Genomic DNA, 26693 nt, shown 5'->3' with positions numbered 1-26693 from the left:
CGGGCGGCCGTGGCGGCGGTGATCGCCGCCGGGACGGTGCTGGCGACGCCCGGCACCGTACTGGCGGCGGCCGGCGGGCTCCCGCCGAAGCAGCCGCAGACCGCCGACCTGACGATGGGCGGCGCGGGATGCGTCACCGGCGAGGATCGGCCGTATGTGCGGACCGTTCCGAAGGTGACGGCGCGGCTGTACGGTCCCGGCGGCGGGCAGCCGGGCGAAGTGAGCCGTGTACAGGGCGAGTTCGAGGCCTGGTGGCAGACCGAGGGCGGCGCCGAGCAGCGCGTGTCCATGACCACCGGCATGAAGGGCGACACCGCGCCGTTCAGCTGGCAGTTGCCGGACACCATCCCCGACGAGACCGTCGTGTCCTGGCGGGTGCGGGCCGTCAACGACGACGGGGCCTCCGCGTGGAGCAGCGAAGGGGCGGGCGCGCCCTGCGAGTTCGTCTACGACCGCACCCAGCCCGACGCCCCGGTCGTCACCTCCACCGACTACCCGGACGACAACACCTGGACGCCCGGAGCCGGTGTCCGGGGGACCTTCCGCTTCACGGCGCAGGCCGAGGACATCGTCGCCTACGCCTACTCCTTCATCGGTGAGCCGCCGAGGACGGCCGAGGCCCGCCCCGACCGTTCGGCCGAGATCAGCTTTGTGCCGAAGGGGTCCGGCGTCCAGATCCTCTCCGTACAGGCGCAGGACCGGGCCGGCAACCGCGGCCTGCCCACCAACTACACCTTCCGGATCGGGGAAGGGCCCGCCCCGGTCGCGCGGTGGAAGCTCGCCGACGCGGAGGGCTCCCGCTCGGCCGCCGCCGAGAACGGCACCGCGGCCCGGGCCGGCAAGGGGGTCGCGTTCGGCGCGCCCGCGCCGTCCGGCACCCCGCTCACCTCCACCGCCTCGCTCGACGGAACGGGCCACGGCTTCCTGACCCCGGGCGCCCCGGTCGTCGCCGGCACCGCGAAGGACTTCGCCGTCGGCGGCTGGGTACGTCCGGCGCGCGTGGACGGCACCCGTACGGTCCTCTCGCAGGACGCGGGCACGGCACGCGCCTTCACACTGGGGCTGACGCAGGCCGGCTCCGCCCCCGCCTGGTCGTTCGCCATCGGCGGGGCGCGGGTCACGGGCGGCCTGCCCGAGACCGGCGACTGGGCGTATGTGCTCGGCCAGTACGACGCGGAGACCGGCACGGCCCGGCTGTACGTCAACGGCCGCGCCGTCGGCGAGGAGACCGCCGCCACCCCCGTGGCGGGCGAGGGCGACTTCCAGATCGGCCGCGCGCGCGGGGCGCAGGGTTACCGCGACCGCTGGCAGGGCGAGATCGGTGACGTACGGGCGTACGACCGGATCGTCGTGCCGGACGAGCTGACGGCCCTCGCCACCCGTGCCGCGCAGCGGACCGGCCACTGGGCGCTCGACACCGCGCCGGACGGCCTCGCCCCGGAGACGGACGGGGGCGCACCGCTGAAGCTGGGCGCCGGCGCCTCGATCTTCCGGCTCGACACCCCCTGCGACCCGCTGGACCAGGTCTGCGCCCAGGACTGGCCGCTGGAGGGTGACGGACACCTGCGCCTCGACGGAGTCTCGGGCCACGCGGCCACGGACGCCCCGGTGGTCGACACCTCCGGGAGCTTCACCGTCAGCGCCCGCGTCCGGCTCACCGACGACGCCCCGGCGACGCCGATGACGGCGATCTCCCAGGGCGGCGAGCACGGCGACGCCTTCAAGGTGCGCTTCGACCCGGAGAACTCCAGCTGGGACCTGGTGCTGGCGCACGCCGACGAGCCGGGTGCGCCGGAGACCGTGCTCCGCCGGATCGAATGGCCCGACGGCGACTTCGGGGTGGGCCACCGGGTCACCGTCGTGTACGACGCCTCGGCGAACGAGGTGTCCTTCTACGTGGACGGGTGGGCGGAGTCCGACGGCGGCACCGCGGCCTTCGACGCCGCCTGGAAGAGCACCGGCGGGCTCCAGCTCGGCCGGGGCCGCACCGCCGACGGCTGGGGCGAGCAGCTGAAGGGCGTGGTGGACAGCGTGTACGCCTACCAGGGCGTGCTGTCCGAGACGGAGATCAGGCAGCTGCCGTAGCGGGAAGCGTCCCAGCTCGCACTTTCCGTACGGAGGGTGTGGGCTGGGACACAAACGGGAGTGCTCCCGGGCTGGGTGGGCAACAGCCTCGTACGAGCAGTTCGGGGCGACACGCCGTACCGGGTGATGAGCGGGACATCTCACCATCCGGTATGGACGGGTCGATTCCGGACTGCTCGTTAAACTGAGCCGACCGCAGTAATGACTGAGCGAGGAGCGCACGTGGGCCTTGTCGTGCAGAAGTACGGAGGCTCCTCCGTAGCCGATGCCGAGGGCATCAAGCGGGTCGCCAAGCGAATCGTCGACGCCAAGAGGAACGGCAACCAGGTGGTTGTCGTGGTGTCCGCGATGGGTGACACGACGGACGAGTTGATAGACCTCGCCGAGCAGGTATCGCCGATCCCTGCCGGCCGTGAGTTCGACATGCTGCTGACCGCCGGCGAGCGGATCTCCATGGCCCTGCTGGCGATGGCGATCAAGAACCTGGGCCACGAGGCCCAGTCGTTCACGGGCAGCCAGGCCGGTGTCATCACCGACTCGGTCCACAACAAAGCGCGCATCATCGACGTCACGCCGGGCCGCATCCGGACCTCGATCGACGAGGGCAACATCGCCATCGTCGCCGGGTTCCAGGGCGTGAGCCAGGAGGGCAAGAACATCACCACCCTCGGTCGCGGCGGGTCGGACACGACCGCTGTCGCGCTGGCCGCCGCGCTGAACGCCGAGGTCTGTGAGATCTACACCGACGTCGACGGCGTCTTCACCGCGGACCCCCGGGTCGTGAAGAAGGCGAAGAAGATCGAGTGGATCTCCTTCGAGGACATGCTGGAGCTGGCCGCGTCCGGCTCCAAGGTGCTGCTGCACCGCTGCGTGGAGTACGCACGCCGTTACAACATTCCGATCCACGTCCGCTCGTCCTTCTCCGGACTGCGCGGCACCTGGGTCAGCAACGAGCCGCAAGGGGACCAGCAGGTGGAGCACGCGATCATCTCCGGAGTCGCCCATGACGTCTCGGAGGCCAAGGTCACCGTCGTCGGCGTCCCGGACAAGCCGGGCGAGGCGGCCGCGATCTTCCGCGCCATCGCCAACGCCGAGGTCAACATCGACATGGTGGTGCAGAACGTCTCCGCCGCGTCGACCGGACTGACGGACATCTCCTTCACCCTGCCCAAGGCCGAGGGCCGCAAGGCCATCGACGCCCTGGAGCGGACCAAGGGCTCCATCGGCTTCGACTCGCTCCGTTACGACGACCAGATCGCGAAGATCTCCCTGGTCGGCGCCGGTATGAAGACGAACCCGGGCGTCACGGCCGGATTCTTCGAGGCGCTGTCCGACGCGGGCGTGAACATCGAGCTGATCTCGACCTCCGAGATCCGCATCTCGGTGGTCACCCGCGCCGACGACGTCAACGAGGCCGTGCGCGCCGTGCACACCGCCTTCGGTCTCGACAGCGACTCCGACGAGGCCGTCGTCTACGGAGGCACCGGCCGATGACCGCACACCGCCCTTCGCTCGCGGTCGTCGGTGCGACCGGGGCGATCGGCGGTGTCATGCTCCGGATCCTCTCGCAGCACGCGGATGTCTGGGGCGAGGTCAGACTCGTCGCCTCGCCGCGCTCGGCCGGCCGCAAGCTGGTCGTGCGCGGTGAGGAGAGCGAGGTCCTCCCGCTCACCGAGGACGTGTTCGACGGCGTCGACGTGGCCCTCTTCCTGGTGCCGGACGAGGTGTCCGCCCACTGGGCCCCGATCGCCGCAGCCAAGGGCGTCGTCGTCATCGACGACTCGGCGGCCTTCCGGCTGGACGACGACGTACCGCTGGTCGTCCCGGAGATCAACCCCCATGCCGCGCGGCTCCGCCCGCGCGGCATCGTCGCGTCCCCGAACTGCACCACGCTGTCGCTGATCGTCGCGGTCGGCGCGCTGCACGCCGAGTTCGGGCTGCGCGAGCTGATCGTCTCCTCCTACCAGGCGGTCAGCGGCGCGGGCCGGGACGGTGTCGCCGCCCTGCGCGAGCAGCTGGCGCTGGTGGCCGGCACGGAGCTGGGCACCCACCCCGGGGACGTACGCCGGGCTCTGGGGGACGGTCCGGAGGCGACGGCGAGCCCGTTCGCCGCGCCCGTCGCCCTGAACGTCGTTCCCTGGGCGGGTACGGACGCCGGGGACGGCTGGTCCTCCGAGGAGATCTCCATCCGCGAGGAGTGCCGCAAGGTGCTGGGCCTGCCGGCCCTCAAGGCCACCGCGACCTGTGTGTACGTCCCCGTCGTCGCGACGCACTCGATGTCCGTCCACGCCCGCTTCGAGAACGAGGTCGCCGTCGGCAAGGCGCACGAGATCCTGGCGACCGCCCCCGGCGTGGTGCTGTTCGACAGTCCGGAGTCCGGAGATTTCCCCACTCCGTCCGATGTGGTCGGCACCGATCCCACCTGGGTGGGCCGCGTCCGCCGGTCGATGGACGATCCGCACGCCCTGGAAATGTTCCTTTGCGGTGACAATCTCCGAAAAGGTGCGGCTTTGAACGTGGCCCAGATCGCCGAATCGGTCGCCGCCGAATTCCCTCGGGGATGATCGAACTTGTTTTGTAGGATCTGTGAACGCCCTATGAGGAATTTGCTGGTCTGAACCTCTTGAGCTGGGGCGTTGTCGTATCCGACGATGATCTCCCGGCCTTCTGCAACCGCACCTCGGCCGGGCTGCGTCTATGCGGTCACTTCTTGCGTGGCCAGACGCTATGACGGGGCATTTGGGGAAGAGCAGGTACGTATGAGGGCATGTCGCACAGTGCTGAACGTGGCACCGTCCGCGTACAACCCTGACGGGGGGCAGCGTGTCCAACAGGCGTGGCAGAGGTTCTCGACATCACAGTGGTGGGCCCGTTGCGAGGCGCGTCGGCGCGTCCGCTCCGGCGGCCCCGCGCGCCCGGCGGCATGCCGGTGATCGCGCCCATGCCCGCCGCACGCCCGGCCCAGCTGCCCGCGCAGCGCGGGGGTGCTGACGAGACGGTGGCAGCTGGAACCACGGTCGACCATCTCACCGAGACCTATCGCGCCCACTACCGCTCCCTGCTCGGTCTCGCGGCCCTGCTGCTGGACGACACCGCGTCCTGCGAGGACGTGGTGCAGGAGGCGTTCATCCGCGTGCACTCCGCGCGCAACCGGGTCCGCGAACCGGAGAAGACCCTCGCGTATCTCCGCCAGACCGTGGTCAACCTCTCGCGCTCCGCACTGCGCCGCCGCATCCTCGGGCTGAAGCTGCTCTCCAAGCCGATGCCGGACATGGCGAGCGCGGAGGAGGGCGCCTACGACCAGCTGGAGCGGGACGCGCTGATCAAGGCGATGAAGGGGCTGCAGCGACGCCAGCGCGAGGTGCTGGTGCTGCGCTACTTCGCGGACATGACGGAGGCCCAGGTCGCCGAGACGCTGGGGGTCTCCCTGGGCTCGGTCAAGGCGTACGGTTCCCGGGGTATCGCGGCGCTGCGCGTCGTGATGGAGGCCCAGGCATGAGCGGGCCCGAGCAGCGCCCCGCACAGGGCCCCGAGCACAGGAACGAGAATGACCCGACGGGAAGCGGAATGGTGAACCACGGGCCGGAGAAGACTCCGCACACCGATCCGGACCGCCGGCACGACGGGAGCGCGGGACCCGAGCCGGGCGAGAGCCCGGAACCCGCGCCGCCCGCGCCGGTGGACAACGAGGCCGGCGAGGACCCCGACGAGCCGAACGAGCTGGACGAGGTGGCCCTGCGCCGCATGCTGCAGGGTGCGGTGCGCGAGCTCGCCCCCTCCGACGGCACCCTCGACCATCTCCACCGCGCCGTCCCCGCCCGCCGGGCCAGGCGTCGGCAGGCCGTCGTCGGCGCGGCCGCCGCGGCCCTGCTGATCGGCACCGCCGTCCCCGCCTTCGTCCATGTCGCGACCTCGGACGGCCCGTCCACCGCCCGCCCCGCCATCGCCGGACACGGCGAGCAGGCCCAGGGCGGCAACGGGGACGACACCGGCCCCGAGCGGACCGGCCCTCGGACCGTGGAGCCCACCGAGCGCGAGGGCGGGGGCGGCGTCGGCGAGGCCGACCCGGACCCCAGCCCCACCGAAGGCGAGGGCCGCGACCCCGACGGGGCGGTGACGGGCGAGGCGTCCGACTCCCCGAGCGTGGATTTCGCGTCCCTGCCGGTCTGCGACCCGAGCCAGCTCGGCGTCGCCTCCGCGGGCACCGACGCACCGGGGGCCGACGGCACGGTCTACGGCAGCTTCAAGATCGCCAATGTGTCCGGCAAGGGCTGCACGGTCAGCAGCAACGGCACGGTGGGCTTCACCGCCATCGGCGCGGCCGACCCGCTCAAGATCGGCGTCGTCCAGCACACGGCGGGCGACGCGGCCCCCGGGCTGCCGGACCCCTCGCAGGAGCCGGGCACGGTGCTGCTGAAGCCGGCCATGGCGTACGAGGTGCGGTTCGCCTGGGTGCCGGCCGACACCTGTCCGGCCGTGGGCCCCTCACCGAGCCCGACCCCGTCGGCGGACGGCGCGGGCGGATCGGTCGGCGAGGGCAGCGACCAGTCCGGCGTCGAGGCGCAGACGCTGCGCGAGGACGGGGGCACGGCGGAGGGCAGCGTCGCGGTGACGCACACCCCGGAGACGGGAGCGCCCACCGCGGAGACGAAGATCCCCAACGCCTGCTCGGGCACGATCTACCGCACGGGCGTACTCGCCACGTCGTAGTCCGGCGAGGACGGGTCGCCCTGCGGCGAGTCCGGCGAGTCCGGCGATTCCGGCGCGGCAGGGGCCTGCGCGTCTTCCGGTACGAGGCCGAGCGCGAGGTCGCGTGCGGCCTCGGCCTCCCGGCGCACCAGCCGGAACCACATGAAGAGCACGAAGCCGGCGAAGACGAACCACTCGCCCGTGTACCCCAGGTTCTGGAACGCCTTCAGATCGAGACCGCTGCCCTGCGGGGCCGCCGCGGGCACGGGCTTCATCGCACCGCCCGCACCGCCCGCACCGCCCGCACTGCCCGCACCGCCCGCCCCGCCCGCACCGGATTCGGGAAGCGTCACCCAGGCGTCGTACACGTCGTACGGGACGAGGTTCACCAGGGTCGCGGCGCTGATCATGCCGACCTGGCCCCCGGGGAGCCCGCCCCGGACGTTCACGCCGTCGCTGTTGGTGTTCTCGGAGGCCTGGAGGTCGCCGGTCACCGTGACCTCGCCCTCCGGCGCGGCGGGCACCCGGGCGTCGCTCGGGGTCCCGGGCAGCCAGCCCCGTACCACCGGCAGGGCCTTGCCGCTGTCCGTACGCAGCAGACTCAGGACGTAGAAGCCCGCCCGGCCGTCCAGTTCACGGCCGGGCACCAGGAACTGGTCGGCGTACGTGCCGGTGGCGACGGCCGGGCGGCCGGACGTCACCTTGTCGACGGGCAGCAGCTCGTCCAGGGGTTTCGCGGCCCGGGTGCTGGGATCGGGCTGCTTCTCCGCCTGTTCGTGCGACTGCACACGGTCCTCGAAGCGGCCGAGCTGCCAGGTGCCCATGAACACGCAGAACGGGATGGCCAGCACGACGAAGAGGTTGATCCCCCACCATCGCGGGGTCAGCAGGAACCGGTACACCCCTCAAAGGTACGGTTCCCCGCCCCGGGCTCCCGGAGCGGGGTCCGTAATTTATCCGGTTCTTACGCTCCTCGGACGCTGCCCGCGCCCAGGTGCTTCAGGGCGAACTCCAGCTCCAGCCGCACCTGCTTGATCCGCTCCTCCACCACGAGCGAGCCGTGCCCGGCGTCGTACCGGTACACCTCGTGGACCGCGCCGCGCGCCGCCAGCCGGTCCACGTAGTTCTCCACCTGACGGATGGGGCAGCGTGGATCGTTGACGCCCGCCGAGATGTAGAGGGGGGCGCGCACCGCGTCGACGTACGTCAGCGGGGACGAGGCCTCGAAGCGCTCGGGAACCTCCTCCGGCGTGCCGCCCAGCAGCGTGCGGTCCATCGCCTTCAGGGCCTCCATCTCGTCGTGGTACGCCGTGACGTAGTCCGCGACGGGCACGGCCGCCAGCCCCAGCGCCCAGGAGTCGGGCTGGGTGCCGAGGCCGAGCAGGGTCAGATAGCCGCCCCACGAACCGCCGGCCAGGACCAGCCGCTCCGGGTCCGCGAGCCCGGACGCCACCGACCACTCCCGCACGGCCGCGATGTCCTCCAGCTCGATCAGGCCGACCCGGTGCTTCAGCGCGTCCGTCCAGGCGCGGCCGTAGCCGGTGGAGCCCCGGTAGTTGACCCGGACGACCGCGAAGCCGTGGTCCACCCAGGCGGCGGGACCGGAGGCGAACGCGTCGCTGTCGTGCCAGGTCGGCCCGCCGTGGATCTCGAAGACCGTGGGGAAGGGCCCGTCCCCGGTGGCGGGCTTCTGCACGAGGGCGTGGATCCGGCCGCCCGGACCCTCCACCCACGCGTCCTCGACGGCCACCGACGGCGGGGCCTTCGCACCCGGCGGGTCCAGGACCACCGCGCCGCTCGTGGAGCGCACCACGGGCGGCTGCGCGGCCGAGGACCACAGATACTCCACGGTGCCGTCCGGGCGGGCCGTGGCGCCCGACACCGTGCCGGCGGGGGTCTCCACGCGGACGGGCCCCGGGGCTCCCGGCTCATACCGCCACAGCTCGCTGCGGGCCTCGAAGCTGTGTTCGATGAGGAGCGCGGAGCCGTCCGGATACCACTCTGCCCCCACATCGCCCGGCAGATCGACCGGCAGCGCGGTCTCCGTGCCCGTGACCGGGTCCCAGATCATCGGCTCCCAGCGGCCCCGGCGCTGGTGCCCGACGAGGAGCCGGGAGTCCCCGGCCACCGGTGCGAAGCCCAGCACGGCGAGCCCCAGCTCCTTCGTGCCGCCCTCGGTGTCGTCGAGCTCGGCCACCGTGGAGCCGTCCGGGCGCACCACGCGCAGCGCGGAGTGCATCGCGTCGCCGTGCTCGGTGTGCTCCAGCGCGATCAGGGTCCCGTCGTGGGAGAGGTCCCCGACCCCCGCGGACTCCCGGTGCCGGTAGATCTCCACGGGCTCGCTGCCCGGCTTCCGCACCAGGTGGACCGTCGTGCCGTCCTCGTCGGTCGAGCGGCCGACCACCGCCGAACCGTCCCGCCCGATGGCCAGGCCCGCCGGGTAGGAGGGGGCGAGACCCGGGACGGCCGGCACGTCCTCGCCACCGTCGAACGGCTGGCGCATCCACACCCCGAACTCGTCGCCGTCGGTGTCGCTGAACCACCAGACCGCTTCGCCGTCCGGCGTCAGCACCCCGTCCGTCGTGCCGTTCGGCCGGTCGGTGACCTGGCGCTGCCGCCCGCTCGCCCGGTCCCACGCGTACAGCTCGTAGGTGCCGGTGGCGTTGGAGACGAACAGAGAGCGGTCAGGCGCGTCCTCGGCCCAGTCGGGAAGGGACACCCGGGGCGCGCGGAACCGCTGCTCCCACTCGGGCGCGGTCGCGGCCTCAGGCGCGGTCGAGGCGTTCTGTGATTCGCTCATGCCCTCCATCCAACCCGATCGGCCGCTGTGCCGGGGACCCTGTGGACAACCTGCCCGCCGGCCCTGCCGATCTCCCTCGCCCTGTGGATAACCGGTCGCGTTCCCCCCGGCCCGTGGGTAGCTTCCCGGGCATGTACTCACCGACCCCGGACGACTGGCGCGACGCCAACCGCGCGCGCTGGGACGAGCGCGTGCCGATCCATGTGGCGAGCGACTACTACGACCTGGACGCGTTCCGGGCGGGCAAGGACGCGCTGCGCGCCTTCGAGCTGGCCGAGGTCGGCGACGTCACCGGGAAGACGCTGCTGCACCTCCAGTGCCATATCGGCCTGGACACCCTGTCCTGGGCGCGGCACGGCGCCGCACAGGTCGTGGGCCTCGACTTCTCCGAGCCCGCCGTCGAGACCGCCCGGGGCCTGGCCGGGTCGCTGGGGCTGGGCCCGGACCGGGCGGCGTTCGTCGCGGCCGACGTGTATGACGCTCCGGCCGCCGTTCCCGACTCCGCGTACGACATCGTCTATACGGGGGTCGGCGCGCTGAACTGGCTGCCCGACGTCGACCGCTGGGCCGAGACCGCGGCCTCGCTGGTCGCTCCCGGCGGATTCCTCTACCTGGCGGAGTTCCATCCGATGACCGACGCGATGGACACCGAGACCGGCTCGGTGGTCACCGACGACTACTTCAGCCGTGACGCCTGGGTGGACGAGCTGCCGGGCACGTACGCCGACTTCGACGCGCCGACGGTGCACAACCGCAGCGTCGAGTGGCAGCACCCGTTGGGCCGGGTGGTGACGGCGCTCGCCGCGACGGGTCTGCGGATCGAGTTCCTCCACGAGCACGATTCCTCGCTCTTCCAGCGGTTCGGCGCGCTGGAGCGCCACGCGGACGGCCACTACCGCTTCCCGGCGGGCCGGCCGAGGATCCCGCTGATGTACTCGATCAAGGCGTCGCGCCCCGCGGACCATCGGGGATAACCGCAGGTCCGGGCGATTGTCAGTGGTGGGGGTCACACTCGTTTCCATGACCGACATGAGAGACGGATCGGCGGGCGGAGCCACGCCCGGGACGACGTCCGGCACCACGACCGGGACGACGACGGCCGCGCTGCGCGGGGCGGTGGAGACGTACTGGACGGCGGCCGAGGCGCGCGACTGGAGCGCGTTCGCGGCGACCCTCGCCGAGGACGTGGTGTACGACCTGCCGCAGACCCGGGAGCGGATCCTCGGCAAGGAGCGGTATCTCCGGTTCAACCAGGAGTATCCGGGCGACTGGCACGTCCGGGTCGAGCGGATCGTCGCCGACGCGGAGGGCCGCCAGGCCGCCGCCCGGACCGGGTGCACCGTGGCGGGGACGGCGGGGGAGCGGCCGGAGGAGATGGACGCCATCCACTTCTTCACGTTCGACGAGGAGGGGCGGATCACCGCGGTGACGGACTTCTGGCCCGAGTCGTACGAGCCTCCGGCCGGCCGTGAGCATCTGGTCGAGCGCTACTGAGCGCGGCGGCCCACCGGTCGCCCGGTGAACCGCCGCTCGTGCCCACGAGGTCCTGCGGCTGGTGCTACACCACGGAGCGGAAGGCGGGCAGATAGCCGCCCGACTGCCCCGCCGCCTTGGGGTGGTACGAGTTGTAGATCGGGACCGTGACGCTGTGGAGCCAGGCGTCGCCGGAGCACAGTTCGTGTCCGGTGAATTCGTCCACCACGCTGGAGAAGGTGAACCCGGCGTTGGCGGACCGCTTGGCCAGGACGTCGTTCAGCACGTCCGATGCGTTGTTGATCGCGGCCCGTTCGGCCTCGGTGAGTCCGGCGATGCAGCTGCCGGACAGCTGGTAGAAGCGCGGGTAGCCGAGGACCACGACCTGGGCCTGCGGGGCGCCGGCCCGGATGGCGCCGTAGAGCGAATCGAGGCTCCCGGGCAGGGAGTTGTTCATCTGCGCGATGGCGTTGTTCACGCTGGCGATGCAGGTGGCCTCGCTGGAGAGCACGCAGTCCTGCATGACGTCGGCGAACCCGACGTCATTGCCTCCGGCGGTGACGCTGACCAGCGAGGTGGACGCGTTGAGCACGCCGAGCTGACCGCTCGCCACGGACGAGGTGGTCGCCCCCGAGCAGGCGACGAAGTCGAACGAGGCGGGGGAGTTCGCGGCCTGCCACAGATACGGGTAGGCGTTGGTGCTGCGCCGGCAGTCGCCGCTGTCGGGGAGATAGCTTCCGGCGCCGACTCCCGAGGAGTAGGAGTCGCCGAGCGCGACATAGCCGCCCGCGGCGGCGGAGTCGGCCGCGGAAGCCGGTCCGGCGACGCCGAGAGCGGCCGCGGCGGCGAGCGCCAGGGTGAGGAGGGATGCCCGAATTCTTCGTACTGACATGGCTGCCAGCCTTTCGAAGTGTGGGGGGAGAGGCGGGGAGTTGGGGGAGCGATGCAGTTTCTAGCAGCTCGCGGTACCCGCCGGTAATGCCCGTGCGAGAAGTCGTCTGATATGCCCGAATGATCGTTCGGTGGGCCATGCTCCGCGCGTAGATAAACCCTCAACTCCGTGCCGGTACCGGCAAGTTCAAGGGAATCCTGTGCGTCCGGGCGGGGGTGCGAGAGGCCGGGCGGGCGGTGATTCATGGCGCGGCGGGGCCGGGTCGGGCACCCGGCGCACCGGAAAGTTCATCCGGTCGGCTCAAGCCCGGGGGGGGGCAAGGTGGCGTGCCGGGTGGCGCGCCGGGCGTATGGCCGGCCTCTAGCCCTCGGCGTACGCGGGGAGATGGGCGGCTCCGACCCAGACGCGGGTGATGGAGCTGACGTAGCGGGCCCCGCACCGGTCCCTCGGCACCACCAGTTGGCTGCCGTCCGGCTCCAGCGCCCGGCCGTCCATGCGGGTGGCGAGCAGGACGGGCGCATCGCCGAAGTCCGCGTCGATCTCCGCCCAGGACAGCACCGCGTGGTGCCCGTCCCCACCGGTGACGGCCAGCAGGAAACGCGAACGGTCCTTGCGCCGGCGGGCATCGAAGGCGGGGCCCGCGTCCGAGACGACCTCCCGCAGCAACGGCCCCTCGAACGTGTGGTGCTGCGGCCCCTCCTTCGCGCAGTCGAACGTCACCTCGGCGCGGTGCTGCTCCCATCCCCCGCGCAGATCGGTGACCGTGAGCGTCACGGGCCGGTGCACCTCGCCGACCAGGGCGAACGCCCGTACCGCCGTGTCCCGTGTTCCGAGCCGGTCCACCGGCATGGGCTGCCCCCTGGAGTCTCCGTGAGCGATCGAGGTCGTCGCGAACGATCCGCCGCGATCCCTGCCCTACGTGATGCCCGCAAGCGTGCCCGGGAAATCTCGGCTCCCCTCAATAGCTAGGCAAAGTCCCCGATCTCCATCGCAAACAACAACACACACCCGCCGATCTCATCGCACCTGTGACTTCCGTTCGGCCGCGTCGAGTGCCAGCCACACCCGGTCGCGGGTCAGCGGCAGCTCGGTGAACCGGATGCCCGTGGCATCGCGCAGCGCGTTCGCGAAGGCCGGGGCGACCGGGTTGAACGGGCTCTCGCTCATCGACTTCGCGCCCAGCGGCCCGATCGCGTCCGAGGTCTCCATGAAGTGCACCTCGGTGCGCGGCACATCGGCGTACTGCGGAAGCCGGTAGCGGCGGAACGCGGCCGTGGTCACCTCGCCGCGCTCGTCGAGCCTCACGGTCTCGAAGAGCGTCGCGCCGAGCGCCTGCGCCACCCCGCCCTCGACCTGGCCCCGGCACTGCATCGGGTTCATCACCTTGCCCGCGTCGGCGGCGTGGACACTGCGCAGGATGCGGATCTCACCGGTGCCCGGGTCCACGGCGAGCCGGAACCACTGGGCGTTGAAGGCCACCGAGCGCGGCGAACCGCCCCAGTGCCCGTCGGCCGACAACTCCCGCCCCGCCGCGCGGGCGGCCTGGAACAGTTCCTTGAGGCTGATCGCGCGCCCGGCGTACTCCACCGCGTCCACCGTCAGCCGGCAGTCGCCCGGAGCCGCCCCCAACTGCCCGGCCGCGAAGTCCAGGAGCTGTCCGGCCAGGGCGTCGGCGGCCTTCATCACGGCCTTGCCCGCGACCACGGTCCCGGCCGAACCGAAGGCGCCCGTGTCGTGCCGGACGACATCGGTGTCCGACTGCCGGATCACGATCCGGTCCACCGTCGTGGACAGCGCCCCGGCGGTGATCTGCTGGTGGACGGTCGTGGTGCCGTTGCCGAACTCGGCGGTCCCGACGGCGATGTCGTACGTGCCGTCCTGGAGGAGCTTCACGGTGGCGTCCGCGAAATGGCCGCCGGGCGGGCCGGTGGCGATCATCGACATCCCGGTGCCCTGACCGACGAGCCACCCCTCGGGCACATCGTCGTCGCCGCCACCGCCACCGCCACCGTCGCCGCCACCGTCGCCGCTCCCGTACCGCTGGATGGCGTCCCGGACGACCTGGAGGCACTGGTCGAGTCCGTAGCTGGCGATCTCCAGGTCCTCCTCCTCGCCGCCGGGGCTGAGCATGGCCTCGCCGGGCCCGATGATGTTCCGCTCCCGGAAGACCAGGGGGTCGACGCCCGTGCGGCGGGCCAGCTCGTCCATCACGGACTCGACCGCGAAGACGACCTGCCCGAGCCCGTAGCCCCGGAAGGCGCCCGCCGGAACGGAGTTGGTGTACACGGAGAAGGCGTCGACCTTCTTGTGCGGGGCGCGGTAGACGGCCATCGACTCGCCGACGCTGTGGAACATCACCGCCGGACCGTGATTGCCGTACGCCCCGGTGTTCGACACCACGCGCAGTTGCAGCGCGGTCAGCGTGCCGTCCGCCCGCGCCCCCGCCCGTACCCGGATGGTGAACGGATGGCGGGTGGTCGCCCCGTAGAACTGCTCGGGGCGCGTGTACTCCAGCTTCACCGGTCGCCGCAGCCGCATCACGGCGAGCGCCACGATGTCCTCGACGATCATCTCCTGCTTTCCGCCGAAGCCGCCGCCGACCCGGCCCGCCAGCACCCGTACCTGCTTCAGCTCCAGGTCGAACAGCGCGCACAGCGCCCGCCGGGTGAGGAAGGGCGTCTGGGTGCTGGAGCGCACGGTCAGCCGCTCCTGCCCGTCCTCGCCCTCCTCGTACCAGGCCACCGCGCCGTGCGTCTCCAGGCTGGCGTGCTGGACGCGCTGGGTGCGGAAGGACTCCTCGTACACGACGTCCGCCTCGGCGAACCCCTCCTCCACCGACCCGATCTCGCCGTGGACCTCACCCACGACGTTGTTCTCGGGGCGGGCGATGCGCGACTCGGGCCCCTTGTCGTGGATGACGGGTGCGCCCGGTGCCATGGCCTCCTCCGGGTCGACGACGTACGGCAGTTGCTCGTACTCCACCTCGATGCGGCGGCAGCCCTCCTCGGCCGCGCCCTCGCTGTCCGCCACGACGGCGGCGACGCGCTGGCCGACGTAACGGACGGTGTCGTCGAGCAGCCGGGTGTCGTCGGGGTCCTCGGTGGGGTGCTCGTGCCGGGCGGTGGAGTAGAGGCGCTCGGGGGCGTCGTGATGGGTGAGGACCAGGTGCACGCCGGGAACGCGGAGCGCGGCGGCGGTGTCGAGGGAGACGATGCGGGCGTGCGGGTGCGGGGAGCGCAGGAGTTTCATGTGGAGGAGGCCGGGAACGTCGACGTCGAAGGTGTAGCGCGCGGTGCCGGTGACCACCAGCGGCCCGGCGGGCGCCCCCGGATTCCGCCCGACGGCCTGCCCGGCCCCGGGATCCTCGGTGTGCCGGACGCCGCGCACCGCGTCCTCGATGGCCCGGTAGCCGGTGCAGCGGCAGATGTTCCCCTTGAACGCCCGGGGCAGGTCGTCGAGCTGCTCCTCGTCGAGCGCGGCCGTCGTCATCAGATACCCGGCGGTGCAGAACCCGCACTGGAAACCCTGCGCGTCGAGGAACTTCCGCTGTACGGGGTGGAGTTCGCCGTCCACGTCGGCCAGCCCCTCGACCGTGGTGACGGTGCGCCCCTCCGCGCGTACGGCGGGGTAGATGCAGCTGTGCACCGGCTCGCCGTCGACGTGCACCGTGCAGGCGCCGCAGTCCCCGGCGTCGCAGCCCTTCTTGACGCCGAACCAGCCGCGCTCGCGGAGGTAGGTGCGCAGACACTGGCCGGGGCGCGGCTCGTCCTCGAAGGGCTGCCCGTTGACCTGGATCGCGTAACTCATCGAACCCCTCCGGGGAATGGCTTTTCGGGGGCCGGGGCCGGGGCAGGGACCGGGGCAGGGGCAGGGGCAGGGTCCGGATCCGGGGCCGGAGCCGGACCGGTCAGCTCCCGGCGGATCTCCTCGGCGAAGCGGAGGGCCATGTGCCGCCGCCACGCGGGCAGTCCGTGGATGTCGTCGAACCAGTCGTCGGCCCCGACCGCCGCGTCGATCACCTCGCGCAGCGCCTCCCGGTCCGGCGGCAGCGGGAACCAGAAGCGGAACGGCCGGACCGTCGCCGCGCTCACCGTCACGGCCAGCGACCCGTCCACCGGATCGAGCACCCCGATGACCAGGGCCCCCGAGCGCCCGAGCCCGTACAGGGACGCCTGGCGGAACGCGGTACGGGAGGCCGGGGCGCGGGCGGGCAGGGTGATGGAGCGCAGCAGTTCCCCTTCGGTCAGGTCCTTGCGCCCGGCCCCGACGACGAAGTCCGCGACCCGCACCCGGCGCAGCGAACCGTCCTGGCCCCGCAGCAGACACTCCCCGTCGAGCGCGGCGGTCAGCGAGATCATCGGACCGGCGGGCAGGGCGTTGCAGAGGTTCCCGCCGACGGTCGCCATGTTCCAGATCTTGAACGAGGCGAGGAAGGCGCGGCAGCACTGCTCGACGAGGGGAGCCGCCGGTGCGCGCCAGCTCCTCCCGAACCGGGAGAGCTGCGCGATCGTGCAGGTCGCCGCGATCTCCAGCGAACCGTCCGGCAGCTCCCGCACCGGTTCCCAGCCCATCCGGCTCAGGTCCACGAGCCGGCGCAGATGCGGCTGCGGCTCGGAGAGCAGATAGGTGCCCCCGCCGAGCCAGGCATCGCCCGGCCGCCAAGGAACGGGGCTGCGGGCGTCCCGTACGTCGAGCACGGTGTTGAGGTCCATGCCGCCAGTGAAGCCCCGCGAAGCGGGCCCGCACGACTGGTTCACCGTACGGAAATACACGAGGGCCGGGCCGTAACACTGGAGGAACAACCAAGAGGTCTTTGCGCTCTCTGACCTTGCATTTACGATGCAGTGACTCGCATTGGCCTCGTGAATGTGAGATGTCGGGTGTGGTGCCCGGCAGCCCCGCAAGGAGACCGCCCATGCACGTCGAAGACCTCCTCCGACTGGAGTCCCTGGACCTGACCCTGCTCTGGGGCGACGGCCCGCAGCTCACCCGGGAGATCAGCGGGGTGACCGCGACCGACCTGGAGGACCCGGGTCGCTTCCTCCAGCGGGACGAGCTCGTCCTCAGCGGTCTGGTGTGGTGGGCCCCGGTGGACGACGAGGCGAAAGCGGAACGGTTCGTCGCCGCTCTGCACGGGGCGGGCGCGGCCGCGCTGCTGGCCGGCGAGGAGACGCACGGGGGTGTGCCGGAGGTGCTCGTCGACGCGTGCCGCCGGCACGGCATCGCGATCCTCTCGGTGCCGGTGCACACGTCCTTCCGGGCCGTCACCGACACGGTGTACCTACGGCAGTGGGGCGACCTCAGCAGACGGCCCGCCGCCCCCTACGCGCTGCCCGAGAACGTACGGGCGGAGCTGAGCCGACTCCTCGCGGACGGCGCGGACCCGGACACGCTGCTCACCCGCGCGGTCGCGCACCTGGGCACCCCGCCCGCCTACGTGCTCAGTGCCACGGGCCGCACGGTCGCCCGCACCCCGACGGCCCCGCGGCTGTCCGTCCGCCGGGCGGCGACGGCCCGCACGGCGCCCACGAGCCTGAGCGTCGACCCGGACGCGACCCCGTACGGCCAGTGGCAGCTGCACCTGCCCGAGCCGGTCGATGTGCCGCCGCGCATGCTGCACGAGATAGCCGAGGTGCTCGCCCAGCACCGCCAGGAGGCGATCCGCCGCGAGCGGACCACCCGCGGCCTCGCGACGGACCTCCTCGCCCTGATCGACACCCCGTCGCCCACCGCTTCCGCCCCCGCCCCGCTCCGGACGGCGCTGCACGCCTGCGGCCTCCCGGACCAGGGCCCGTACACCGTGATCACGTCGGCGGGCCCGGACGGGGACGACGCCCTCGACGCCCTGACCGAGGCGCTGCACCACCTCACGGACCGCGCGTTCGCGGTGGGCCGCCTGCCGACGGGGGAACCGGCAGCGGTGATCGGCCCCGGCACCGGCGCGGACACGACCCCGGCCCCGGCCACGGACACGATCGCCACCCTCAAGAACCTCTGGCCGACGCTCCAGTCCCGTAACCCGGACGTCCCCCTCCACGGCGGCATCAGCACCCCGGTCGCCACCCCGCAGAACCTCAAGGGCGCGCTGACGCAGGCACGTTACGCACTGACGGCGGCGCGCGCGACGAAGGGGCCGGGTGCGCCGGGCGGGACGGGGGCATCGGACGGTACGGGGGCGTCGGCCGGGACGAAGGCCCCTGCACCCGCACCCGCCGCCCGGCTCACGGCGATCGATGAGCTCACCACCCTCGACGCCCTCCTCACCGGCATCCCCGCCGACGTCCGCACCGCCTTCGGCATCCACGCGCTGGGCCGGCTCGCCGACGACACGAACCCGTCCCACCGGATGCTCCTGGAGACCCTGGACGTCTTCCTCGCGCACAACGGCTCCTGGGCCCGCACGGCCGAGGCCCTGCACCTGCACGTCAACACCGTGCACTACCGCATCCAGCGCGTGGAGCTCCTGACCGGCCGGGACCTGGCCCGCCTGGACCACAAACTGGACCTGAAGGCGGCCCTGCTCTGCCGCTGACGTGCGGCTAGGGCCGGTCGATATGGACGTTGGTCGACTTCACCCGGGCCGTGGCGGTCACCCCGACCTCGATGCCCAGCTCGTCGACCGCCTCACGGCTCACCAGGGAGACGAGCCGGTGCGGCCCGGACTGGATCTCCACCTGGGCCACGATGTCGTCGACGGTGACCGCGGTGACGATCCCGGCGAACGCATTGCGCACCGAGGTCCGCGTCTCCCCGGGCACGGGATGCAGCCCGGCGGCCCGGTCCTTGGCGAACGCGGCGAGCCCGACCCCGTCGATCACCCGGTTCCCGGCCCCGTCCCGCTCCATGGCGAGCTGCCCCCCGTCGGCCCACCGGCGGACGGTCTCCGAACTGACGCCGAGCAGCTCCGCGGCCCGGCCGATGCTGTACGTCGGCACGGGGGGAACTCTAGGCGGTGTCGGCCGGGGGCCGCGCTGCACGACCCGTGCCCGTGGCCTCTACAGCCCGCGCAGCCCTTCGTACAAGTCGTCGTAGGCGGACCAGCAGTCGATGCTGCCGTCGTCGTAGAGGCTGCCCATGTACCAGTCGTCATCGTCGACAGGCTTCACGAGGCACAGGCTGTGGAAGCCGAGAACGATCTCCGGCTGTATGGCCTCGTCGGCTCCGGCGACGCCGGCGACCCACTTCACCGTGCGGTTCGCGTCCAGGACGACGGCTTCCCGGTCCCCGGACACGTCGCGGATCCGCTGAAGTGTCCACCCCGGAGGGAGCTGTGCGTCTGCCATCCCAGGATGATCCCACCCGCCAGGTGACGGATGTGAACCCACGGCTTCCTCGCTCCGAGGAGGGGCGGCTGGATCCTGACCCTGCTCCGGACGCCGGTCGTACGGTCACGTCATGACCACAGTCGATGAGACCCCTTACGAACTCCGTACCGCCCGCCCCGAGGACGCCGAGTCCGTCGAAGCCCTGGACGGCTCCTTCACCACGGCCACCGTCTTCCGCGTGGAGATCGCCGAGAACGGGTTCACCCTGCGGGAGACCCCGGTGGATCAGCCGCTGACCAAGGTGTTCCCCGAGGACGAGTCCGACGGGGACGACGACGAGGACGACGGCTCGGAGGACCCGGACAGCCCCACCTTCCTCGCCCTCGGCGCCGACGGGTCCCTGGCGGGCTTCGTCTCCGTCTCGTACGGGGCGTGGAACCGCCGCCTCACCATCGAGGACATCGAGGTCGCCCCCGGGCACCGGGGGCGCGGCGTCGGCAGGACGCTGATGGCCCGGGCGGAGGAGTTCGCCCGGGAGCGCGGCGCCGGGCAGATCTGGCTGGAGGTCACCAACATCAACGCACCCGCCATCCACGCCTACCGGCGGATGGGCTTCTCCCTCTGCGGCCTCGACACCTCGCTCTACGCGTTCACCTCCTCGGCCGGGGAGTACGCCCTCTACATGAGCAAGCCCTGTCCCTGAGCCGACAGCAGCCGATGAACGACGCGGGCGGAGCCGTCCCCCGGAGCGACCGTGACGGTCAGCAGCCATGCGGCCCCGTCCGCCTCCGGGGTGTACCACTCCACCCGGGCGTCCAGCAGCCGGTCGCCCGCTTCCGTGCGCTCCGCGTACCAGGCGCGGAAGGGCTCCGAGCGCCAGACCGTGAGGGGCACCGACCGCTCCCCGCCCGTACGCGGTGACCCCGGGCCCACCGCTCGCAGGGCCGCGCCCGCCGCCCCCGCGATCGACCGCTCCACCGGCACCGCGAGGGTCTCGGCGAAGTGCAGCAGATACGCCATGCGTTCGGCCTCCGGCGGCGCGCCCAGCACCGCCCGGCCCGAGTCGCACCAGGCCCCCCACTTGATGTTGGAGACCAGGCCCGGCAGCCGCTCCATGTCGCGGGGGATCCAGAACAGGATCACGTCGGAGCGGCGCATCGTGTCCTCCTCCCACGCGATCTGGTCCGCGTACGCCGGGTAGGAGCCGCCCGGTGCGGGTTCGGGCAGGAAGACGGCCAGCGTCCCCGCGCCCCGCCAGGCGGCCCGCAGGGCGGCGACGGCCTCCGGGCGCCAGGACGGCTCGGCCGGGTCGGCGGGCGTGGGGCCGCACAGATAGACGGCGGCCGCCCAGCTCGCGGGAGCCTTCTCGTCGACATGGACGACGTGCACGGTGCCGGTCGCGGCGACGGGAGAGCCGTGGGGTACGAGGGAGTCGGGGGACAGGGGGGACACGGGGGATGCAGGGGGATCAAGGGGCACAAGGAGCTCCGGGTTCGGTCGGGGACAGGGTGGCGAGGAAGTCCAGCAGGACGGTGTGGAAGGCGTCGGGCCGCTCCAGGAAGCCGAGATGGCCGGTGTCCGCCAGCTCCGCGTACCGGGCGCCGGGCACCGCCCGGGCCACCTCGCGCCCGAGCGGGGCGGGTGCCAGGACGTCGTCGGCGAAGCCGACCACCAGCAGGGGGGTGGTGATCCGGCCGAGTTCGGCCAGCCGGTTCGGGACGGATCGACGCGGGGGCCGGGCTGCCGATTCTCCGGTGAGCGCGGCCAGTTCGAAGATGTCCAGCCATTCCGTGACCGCCCGGTCGTCCGCCAGGGTCCGCGGCGAGAGGTTCTGCGCCAGCCGGACGGACGCCTCGTACTCCGGCGGAAGCCGGATGCCCGCCCGGGCGCAGGCGTCCTCGGCCCGGGCCAGCGCCTCGCCGGCCGGGTCGGGACGGCCCCGGGTCGCGACGAGTACCGCCCCGCCCGCCGGACGCGGATCGGACAGCAGCAGCTCCTGGACCGCGAGCGCGCCGAGGGAGTGGCCGACGAGCGGGCAGGACGTCAGCTCCAAAGAGGTGAGCAATTCGCTTATGGTGTGGGCGAGTTCTGTGCCGTCGGCCGCCTCGTGGTCGAAAGTGACGGCGAGGCGGCCCGCGGCCGTCAGGGCCGGGACGGTGTGGTGCTCCCAGATCCCGCCCGTGCCGCCCGCGCCCGCCACGAGGACGACGGGCTCCCCGGAGCCGTGCAGGGCGTACGGCGTCCCGCCGGGCGTCGTCCCCGTCTCCCGTACGGCCCGTCGGGCGCCCCAACGGCCGGTGCCGGCCGCGCCGCTCGCGCCGGTCACCGGGCGACCCTCGACAGGGCGAGCTCGACCCACGCCGGGCGCCCGGTGTCCAGGCCGCGCAGCGCCACATGGATCCACAGGAACGAGGCCCGGGCCAGGACGTGCGCGCGCAGGCTGTCGCGGACCTCGCCGCCCGCCGCCCGGTAGGCGTCCAGCAGGCCGTCGAGAACGGGCTCGCCCCCGGCGTAGAGCATGTCGGCGAAGTCGGCCGCCGGGTCCCCGGCGCCCGCGTTCGCCCAGTCCAGCAGGCCCGACAGGGCCGGTGCTCCGTGCCGCGGCCGGGTCACGAGCGTGTGCCCGGGGTGGATGTCCCCGTGCACGAGGGTCAGTTGCCCGGGCCACATCCGGTCGTCGCCCACCCACCGCTGCCAGCGGGCCAGCCGGGCCTGGCTCAGGCCGAGTTCGGTGTGCGCGCGGTCGAGCTTCGCCGCGATCTCGGCGCGTACGGTCTCCGGGGTGGCCGGCGGGCGGCCCGCGGTGTTCCACGGGCCGTCGGGGGGCAGGGAGTGCACCGCCGCCAACGAGCGTGCCAGCGGCTCCAGATAGCGGTCCGGGTGGGCCAGCGGGTCCATCGACCAGCCGTAGACCAGCGTGACGGGGTCCTCCTGCCCCGCCGCCTCGCCGGGGAGGCTCGGATAGGCGACCAGCCCGGGGGTGTGCAGCCGCCAGTCCGGCACGGGCACCGGGACCCGGTCGCGCACGGCGGCCAGGACAGCGCCCTCGACGTCGAGTCGCTCCGAGACGTCGGTCCTTCGGGGCTGCCGCAGGATCCACGGGGTGCCGTCGGCGGCGCGGGCGTGGGTGACCCGGAAGTCCCAGCCCGAGTCGTCGGACCGCGCCGACGCCGGGTCGAGTTCGATCCCCAGCTCCCCCGAGGCGTACGCGATCAGCTCACGGGACCCGGCCCCGCCGTGCGGGGCGCTCATCGGGGGGCCGCCGAGGTGTCCAGGTGCCGGTCCCGGGTCGCGTCGCGGTCCACCTTGCCGGTGTGGGTCCGCTCCAGCTCCCCCACCGGCACGATCAGGCTCGGCACCAGGTGCGGGGGAGCGGTCCGCGCCAGCCGCGCGCGGACGCCCGCCGCGATCTCGCCCGGACCGTGGTCCGGCAGCGGGACGACGAAGGCGGCCAGCGTGCTGTGCCCTGCCCGCTCCACACGGCACGCGGCCACCGCCGCCACCCCCTCGCAGCGCCCGATCAGCTCCTCCACGTCGAGCAGGTCCACCCGGTGGCCCCGGATCTTGACCTGGTGGTCCGAGCGGCCCCGGAACACCAGCGCACCGTCCCCGGCCGCCTCCACCAGGTCGCCGGTGCGGTACCAGCGGAGGCCGTCCTTCTCCATGAAGCGGGCCGCGGTCGTCTCCGGCGCGCGGTGGTAGCCGAGCGCCAGGTTCGGGCCGGAGACGTACAACTCGCCGTCCTGGCCGACCTGTTGGCCGACGTGTGGCAGCGGGTGGCCGATGGGCGGGTCGCCGCCGGTCTCCGGCGGCGGGGGAGCGCCCGGCCCGGCGAGGAGGACCGCGTGGGTGACGAGCGCGGTCTCGGTGGAGCCGTAGGTGTTGAGCAGCCGTACGTCGTCGGCGCCCAGCAGCCGCCAGCGCTCCAGCATGTCCGCGCGGACCGCCTCCCCCCCGATCACCACCGTCCGCAGCGACGCGGGAAGCCGGGCGCCCTGGTGGAGCAGGTCGCCGGTCAGGGTGTTCCAGAACCCGGTCGGCAGCACCGCGACCGAGACCCCCTGCTCCTCCACGACCCGCCCGAACCCCTCCCGGGCCGCGTCGTCCAGGACGAGGGTGGCGCCACCGGTCAGGGCCGGCAGGATCTCCTCCAGGCTGGTGTCGCCGCCCGCGCCGTGGAAGTGCAGCACGCACGCGTCCGGACCGACGCCGTACAGGGTGCGCAGCGTCGGCACGACCGCCGCCGGGGCCCGGTGCGGGACCACGACGCCCTTGGGGTCACCGGTCGAGCCGGAGGTGAACAGGACGTACGCCGGGTCCTCGGGTCCGGGCGCCACGGGCAGCCCGTCCCCGGCGGCGGGCGGCGCGTCCGTGAGCGCCCAGCGGGGACGGATCACGCTCTCCACCGGAGGCTGCCAGCCGGAATCGGCGGTCGCCACCGCTTCCCGGCAGCCGAGCCGGGTCAGGATCGCCTCCAGCCGGGCCTCGGGGTGGCCTGCCTCCAGCGGAACGTACGCCCGGCCGGCCGCCAGCACCCCGAGGATCGCCGCCACATCACGGGCCGAGTGGTGCGTGACGATGCCCACGGGCGGCTGCGGCTCCGCCGTGCGCGGGGCGACGGACCGGGCCACCGACCGCGCCCAGCCGGCCAGGGCGCCGTATCCGACGACGAGTCCGTTGTCGACGACGGCAGGGCGGTCCGGATCGTCGCGCGCCATTTTGAAGAACGGTTCAAGAAAGGAGACTTCGGCGGACTGCATGGTGAATTCCCTTGCCGTGATGGAATACTGGGGCTCATGCGTATGGTGATGGAATGTGATGTGAAAATACCCGCGCGGGACGGCTGTTTATTGAATGGAGACCTCTATCGCCCGGATATCCCGGGGCCCGTCCCGGTGCTCGTCCGGCGCACCCCCTACGGGACGTCGGGCAGGCCGGGCGGGGCCTCCGTCGACGGGCTGCGGCTGGTGCGCGAGGGGTACGCCCTGCTGGTGCAGGACGTGCGGGGGCGGTTCGGGTCGGGCGGTGTCTTCGAGCCGTACGTGAACGAGGCGGCCGACGGCGCCGACACCGTCGCCTGGGCGGTACGGCAGCCGTGGTGCGACGGCACGGCGGGGATGTTCGGCCGCTCCTACGAGGCCATGGCCGCGCTGCTCGCCGCCGCCGAACGGCCCCCGGGCCTGCGGGCTCTCGCCCCGCACGTGGCCGCGTCCCGCTTCGACGAGGGGTGGACCCGTCAGGGCGGCGCCCTCCAGCTCGGCTTCCTCCTCCACTGGGTCCTCGGCGATCTGCTGCTCGACGGGGCCGGGCTGACCGGCGCCGAACGCGCCGGGATCGAGGAGGCGGTGGACCGGATCGACGACCTCTACCGGGACCCGGGGGCCGCCGACGGCCTCCTCGACCGGCTCGCCCCGTACTACCGGCGGTGGCGCGACACCCCCACGGATGCCCCGTACTGGCGCCGGGTCGCACCCCGCGAGTCGTATCCCGCGATCCAGGCCCCCGCCCTCCATCTGACGGGCTGGTACGACATCTTTCTCGCCGGGGCCCTGGAGAATTACCGGGGAATGCGCGAACAGGGCGTGGAATCGCGTCTCGTGGTCGGCCCCTGGTCCCATTGCGTCACCGGCGGGATATTCCCGCAGCGGCGCTATGGAATTTCCGCCGACGAACAGCATCTCGACGTCACCCGACTCCACCTGGACCATTTCGACCGCCATCTGCGCGGGCGGGAGCCCCGTACGGAACAGGACCCCGTACGTCTCTTTCTCACCGGCTCCGACACCTGGCGCTCCTTCCCCGACTGGCCCGTCCCCGGGACCGAGGAGTACGCCCTCCACCTGGACGGGCAGGCGCTCGTGCCCGGACCCGGCCCGGCGGAGCCCGGAAGCCGCCCCCTCCGCCACGACCCGGCCGACCCCGTGCCCACCACGGGCGGGGCCACCGCGCTGCCCGGCCAGTTCACCGGCGGCGACTGCGGACCGCTCGACCAGCGCGAGGTCGAGCGGCGCGCCGACGTCCTCTGCTTCACCGGCCCCCCGCTCACCGCCCCGCTGACCGTCGTCGGCGACACCGCCCTGACGGTCTTCGTCACCCCGGACGCGGCGGGCGCCGACATCACCGGCAAGCTCGTCGACGTCGACCCGGACGGCCGGGCCGAACTGCTCTGCGACGGCGTCCACCGGCTGGCGGCCGGGGCGGCGCCCGGGGACGGCGGGCCGGTCGAGGTCACCGTCCGTACGGGCGCCGTCGGGCACGTCTTCCGCCCCGGCCACCGGGTCCGCCTGGAGATCGCGGCGAGCAACGCGCCGCGCTTCGACGTGCACCCCCCGGTGGTCGCGCACCACACGGTCCACTACGGCGGCGACCACCGCTCACGCCTGCTGCTGCCGCGCCTCGCCGACGGCTGAGGACGCCTCCGGGCCGGCGGCGTCCGGGTGGAAGACCGACAGGTCACGCACCCGCTCGATCCGCCGGCCCGCCTCCCAGTGCGCCCGCCGCAGCCGCCGCTGCTGCGGACCGGTCAGCCGGGTGCTGTGCTGCGGGATGGAGCGCACCATCCGGGCCCGCTTGGCCGAGGCCGGATAGCGGTCCCGCACCCGGTAGGGGTCGTTGAGCAGATGGTGCGCGGTGCCGGTGTGGAAGGCCGCCTTCAGCAGCGCGTAGTACGCCGCCGCGCCCGGGCCCTTGTCCCGGGCGCAGTGCACCAGGGTCCGTGCCGCCTCGAACAGCCGCCACACCACCGGGATCGCCGGGGTCGTGAACACCCCGGTCTCCTGCGCGACGCCCTCCCCGACGCCGTAGCGGAAGTAGCTGCGCATGTTGGCGAAGCCGTGCTGGGCGTCGTGGAAGATCCGGGCCTCGGGCAGATACGTCACCGGAATCCCGGCGAGCTGGAGCCGGAAGTCGAACTCCCGGTCCTCGCACCAGTGGATCAGCTCGTCGAAGTGGTAGCCGCCGATGTGGTCCACGATCGCCCGGTTGTAGATCAGCGGCGGCGAGAGCGCGCTGACGTAGTCGCCCTCGTCGAACTCCCGCACCCGGGCGGTGAGCCGGCTCAGCAGCCCCGCCGACTCCCCGTACACCACCTGTCCCTTGACCACCGGCTCGGTGAGTACGGAGCGGACCATGGACCGCACCACGCCGGGGGCGAAGGTGCAGTCGGAGTCCATCAGCAGCAGGTACTGCCGGTCGGTGGCGGCGGCCCCCGCGTTGTAGGCCGCGCCGAGGTTGCCGACATCCTCGATCTCGGTCACCGTCAGCGCCCTCGGGTGGTCCGCGATCAGCTTGAGGACCGCGTCGCTGGGCCCGTTGAGCGCGAGGACGATCTCCACGTCCTCGTCGATCGAGGCGATGCAGTCCGCGATCCGCAGGTCGTCGCGGAGCGCGATCACCACCGCGGTCCGGGCGATGCCCCGGTCGACCGCGGCCTCGTCCATGGGGTCGGTGGCCATCCTGTTCTTCCTTGTCGTCGTGGTGGGAGGGGCCC

The 26693-nt window shown here is 72.8% G+C and carries 23 protein-coding genes; 10 read left to right on the top strand and 13 right to left on the bottom strand.

The features are described from left to right. The first annotated feature begins 18 nt into the window (after positions 1–18). The 5 genes from ACIQPT_RS24430 to ACIQPT_RS24410 all read left to right on the top strand — a co-directional run bounded on the left by ACIQPT_RS24430 (position 19) and on the right by ACIQPT_RS24410 (position 6795). On the top strand, positions 19–2085 hold the full coding sequence (locus ACIQPT_RS24430; RefSeq protein ID WP_401158503.1) for a LamG-like jellyroll fold domain-containing protein: 2067 nt from the start codon (positions 19–21) through the stop codon (positions 2083–2085). 222 nt (positions 2086–2307) lie between these two features. Then, positions 2308–3579: an aspartate kinase gene (locus ACIQPT_RS24425; protein ID WP_401158431.1), complete on the top strand. Its 1272-nt coding sequence runs from the start codon at positions 2308–2310 to the stop codon at positions 3577–3579. Continuing rightward, positions 3576–4649 carry an aspartate-semialdehyde dehydrogenase gene (locus ACIQPT_RS24420; protein ID WP_401158429.1) on the top strand — a complete coding sequence of 358 codons (1074 nt, stop codon included), beginning with the start codon at positions 3576–3578 and terminating at the stop codon, positions 4647–4649. Before ACIQPT_RS24425 ends, ACIQPT_RS24420 begins: the two co-directional genes overlap by 4 nt. 272 nt (positions 4650–4921) lie before the next feature. Continuing rightward, positions 4922–5584 (top strand): SigE family RNA polymerase sigma factor, encoded by a 663-nt coding sequence (locus ACIQPT_RS24415; protein WP_401158427.1) that lies wholly within the window; start codon positions 4922–4924, stop codon positions 5582–5584. Further along, positions 5581–6795, top strand: a complete 1215-nt coding sequence (locus ACIQPT_RS24410) for a hypothetical protein (protein ID WP_401158425.1) — start codon at positions 5581–5583, stop codon at positions 6793–6795. The genes ACIQPT_RS24415 and ACIQPT_RS24410 overlap by 4 nt, the downstream gene beginning before the upstream one ends. Here ACIQPT_RS24410 and ACIQPT_RS24405 read toward each other — a convergent pair. Beyond that, positions 6765–7676 (bottom strand): SURF1 family protein, encoded by a 912-nt coding sequence (locus ACIQPT_RS24405; RefSeq protein WP_401158423.1) that lies wholly within the window; start codon positions 7674–7676, stop codon positions 6765–6767. The genes ACIQPT_RS24410 and ACIQPT_RS24405 overlap by 31 nt on opposite strands. Before the next feature lie 62 nt (positions 7677–7738). Beyond that, positions 7739–9583 (bottom strand): prolyl oligopeptidase family serine peptidase, encoded by a 1845-nt coding sequence (locus tag ACIQPT_RS24400; protein WP_401158421.1) that lies wholly within the window; start codon positions 9581–9583, stop codon positions 7739–7741. A gap of 122 nt (positions 9584–9705) precedes the next feature. On the opposite strand from ACIQPT_RS24400, the gene ACIQPT_RS24395 reads away from it, so the two are divergent. After that, positions 9706–10548 carry a class I SAM-dependent methyltransferase gene (locus ACIQPT_RS24395; protein WP_401158419.1) on the top strand — a complete coding sequence of 281 codons (843 nt, stop codon included), beginning with the start codon at positions 9706–9708 and terminating at the stop codon, positions 10546–10548. A 142-nt stretch (positions 10549–10690) separates the two neighbouring features. Continuing rightward, positions 10691–11068 carry a nuclear transport factor 2 family protein gene (locus tag ACIQPT_RS24390; protein ID WP_401158501.1) on the top strand — a complete coding sequence of 126 codons (378 nt, stop codon included), beginning with the start codon at positions 10691–10693 and terminating at the stop codon, positions 11066–11068. Positions 11069–11132: 64 nt separating this feature from the next. Here the strand turns inward: ACIQPT_RS24390 and ACIQPT_RS24385 are convergent, their stop codons facing one another. The 4 genes from ACIQPT_RS24385 to ACIQPT_RS24370 all read right to left on the bottom strand — a co-directional run bounded on the left by ACIQPT_RS24385 (position 11133) and on the right by ACIQPT_RS24370 (position 16651). Next, positions 11133–11939: an SGNH/GDSL hydrolase family protein gene (locus ACIQPT_RS24385; protein WP_401158417.1), complete on the bottom strand. Its 807-nt coding sequence runs from the start codon at positions 11937–11939 to the stop codon at positions 11133–11135. A 360-nt stretch (positions 11940–12299) separates the two neighbouring features. After that, on the bottom strand, positions 12300–12788 hold the full coding sequence (locus tag ACIQPT_RS24380) for a molybdopterin-dependent oxidoreductase (protein ID WP_401158415.1): 489 nt from the start codon (positions 12786–12788) through the stop codon (positions 12300–12302). Between the two features lie 168 nt (positions 12789–12956). After that, positions 12957–15746: a molybdopterin-dependent oxidoreductase gene (locus tag ACIQPT_RS24375; protein ID WP_401158413.1), complete on the bottom strand. Its 2790-nt coding sequence runs from the start codon at positions 15744–15746 to the stop codon at positions 12957–12959. Continuing rightward, positions 15743–16651: an FAD binding domain-containing protein gene (locus ACIQPT_RS24370; RefSeq protein WP_401158411.1), complete on the bottom strand. Its 909-nt coding sequence runs from the start codon at positions 16649–16651 to the stop codon at positions 15743–15745. The genes ACIQPT_RS24375 and ACIQPT_RS24370 overlap by 4 nt, the downstream gene beginning before the upstream one ends. Positions 16652–16854: 203 nt before the next feature. On the opposite strand from ACIQPT_RS24370, the gene ACIQPT_RS24365 reads away from it, so the two are divergent. Continuing rightward, positions 16855–18471, top strand: a complete 1617-nt coding sequence (locus tag ACIQPT_RS24365; RefSeq protein WP_401158409.1) for a helix-turn-helix domain-containing protein — start codon at positions 16855–16857, stop codon at positions 18469–18471. A gap of 7 nt (positions 18472–18478) precedes the next feature. On the opposite strand, the gene ACIQPT_RS24360 is transcribed toward ACIQPT_RS24365, so the two are convergent. Together ACIQPT_RS24360 and ACIQPT_RS24355 are read right to left on the bottom strand one after the other, a co-directional pair. Further along, complete coding sequence (locus tag ACIQPT_RS24360; protein ID WP_401158407.1) at positions 18479–18874, bottom strand: molybdopterin-binding protein; 396 nt, start codon at positions 18872–18874, stop codon at positions 18479–18481. 60 nt (positions 18875–18934) lie between these two features. After that, positions 18935–19222: a hypothetical protein gene (locus tag ACIQPT_RS24355; protein ID WP_401158405.1), complete on the bottom strand. Its 288-nt coding sequence runs from the start codon at positions 19220–19222 to the stop codon at positions 18935–18937. A 112-nt stretch (positions 19223–19334) separates the two neighbouring features. On the opposite strand from ACIQPT_RS24355, the gene ACIQPT_RS24350 reads away from it, so the two are divergent. Continuing rightward, positions 19335–19907, top strand: a complete 573-nt coding sequence (locus ACIQPT_RS24350; RefSeq protein WP_401158404.1) for a GNAT family N-acetyltransferase — start codon at positions 19335–19337, stop codon at positions 19905–19907. Here the strand turns inward: ACIQPT_RS24350 and ACIQPT_RS24345 are convergent. Genes ACIQPT_RS24345 through ACIQPT_RS24330 form a run of 4 tightly spaced genes read right to left on the bottom strand, consistent with a single transcriptional unit; the run spans position 19883 to position 23964 of the window. Continuing rightward, the gene (locus tag ACIQPT_RS24345; protein ID WP_401158402.1) at positions 19883–20656 is read right to left on the bottom strand and encodes a nucleoside 2-deoxyribosyltransferase domain-containing protein; all 774 of its coding nucleotides are present in this window, start codon (positions 20654–20656) and stop codon (positions 19883–19885) included. The two genes, ACIQPT_RS24350 and ACIQPT_RS24345, sit on opposite strands and share 25 nt — an antisense overlap. A 16-nt stretch (positions 20657–20672) precedes the next feature. Beyond that, entirely contained in the window at positions 20673–21530 is an 858-nt protein-coding gene (locus ACIQPT_RS24340) for an alpha/beta fold hydrolase (protein WP_401158399.1), read from the bottom strand. Continuing rightward, positions 21527–22456 carry a macrolide 2'-phosphotransferase gene (locus tag ACIQPT_RS24335; RefSeq protein WP_401158397.1) on the bottom strand — a complete coding sequence of 310 codons (930 nt, stop codon included), beginning with the start codon at positions 22454–22456 and terminating at the stop codon, positions 21527–21529. Before ACIQPT_RS24335 ends, ACIQPT_RS24340 begins: the two co-directional genes overlap by 4 nt. Continuing rightward, positions 22453–23964: an AMP-binding protein gene (locus ACIQPT_RS24330; protein WP_401158396.1), complete on the bottom strand. Its 1512-nt coding sequence runs from the start codon at positions 23962–23964 to the stop codon at positions 22453–22455. Before ACIQPT_RS24330 ends, ACIQPT_RS24335 begins: the two co-directional genes overlap by 4 nt. Positions 23965–24024: 60 nt before the next feature. Here ACIQPT_RS24330 and ACIQPT_RS24325 point away from each other — a divergent pair, with 60 nt between their 5' ends. Further along, on the top strand, positions 24025–25614 hold the full coding sequence (locus ACIQPT_RS24325) for a CocE/NonD family hydrolase (protein ID WP_401158394.1): 1590 nt from the start codon (positions 24025–24027) through the stop codon (positions 25612–25614). Here ACIQPT_RS24325 and ACIQPT_RS24320 read toward each other — a convergent pair. Continuing rightward, on the bottom strand, positions 25579–26658 hold the full coding sequence (locus ACIQPT_RS24320; protein WP_401158392.1) for a glycosyltransferase: 1080 nt from the start codon (positions 26656–26658) through the stop codon (positions 25579–25581). The genes ACIQPT_RS24325 and ACIQPT_RS24320 overlap by 36 nt on opposite strands. Between the last annotated feature and the right edge of the window lie 35 nt (positions 26659–26693).

The organism is Streptomyces sp. NPDC091289, from assembly GCF_044757365.1.
In the GTDB taxonomy this organism is placed as follows: domain Bacteria; phylum Actinomycetota; class Actinomycetes; order Streptomycetales; family Streptomycetaceae; genus Streptomyces.
The sequence above is the reverse complement of the archived record's forward strand: the minus strand, read 5'-3'. Positions and strand labels throughout refer to the sequence as shown.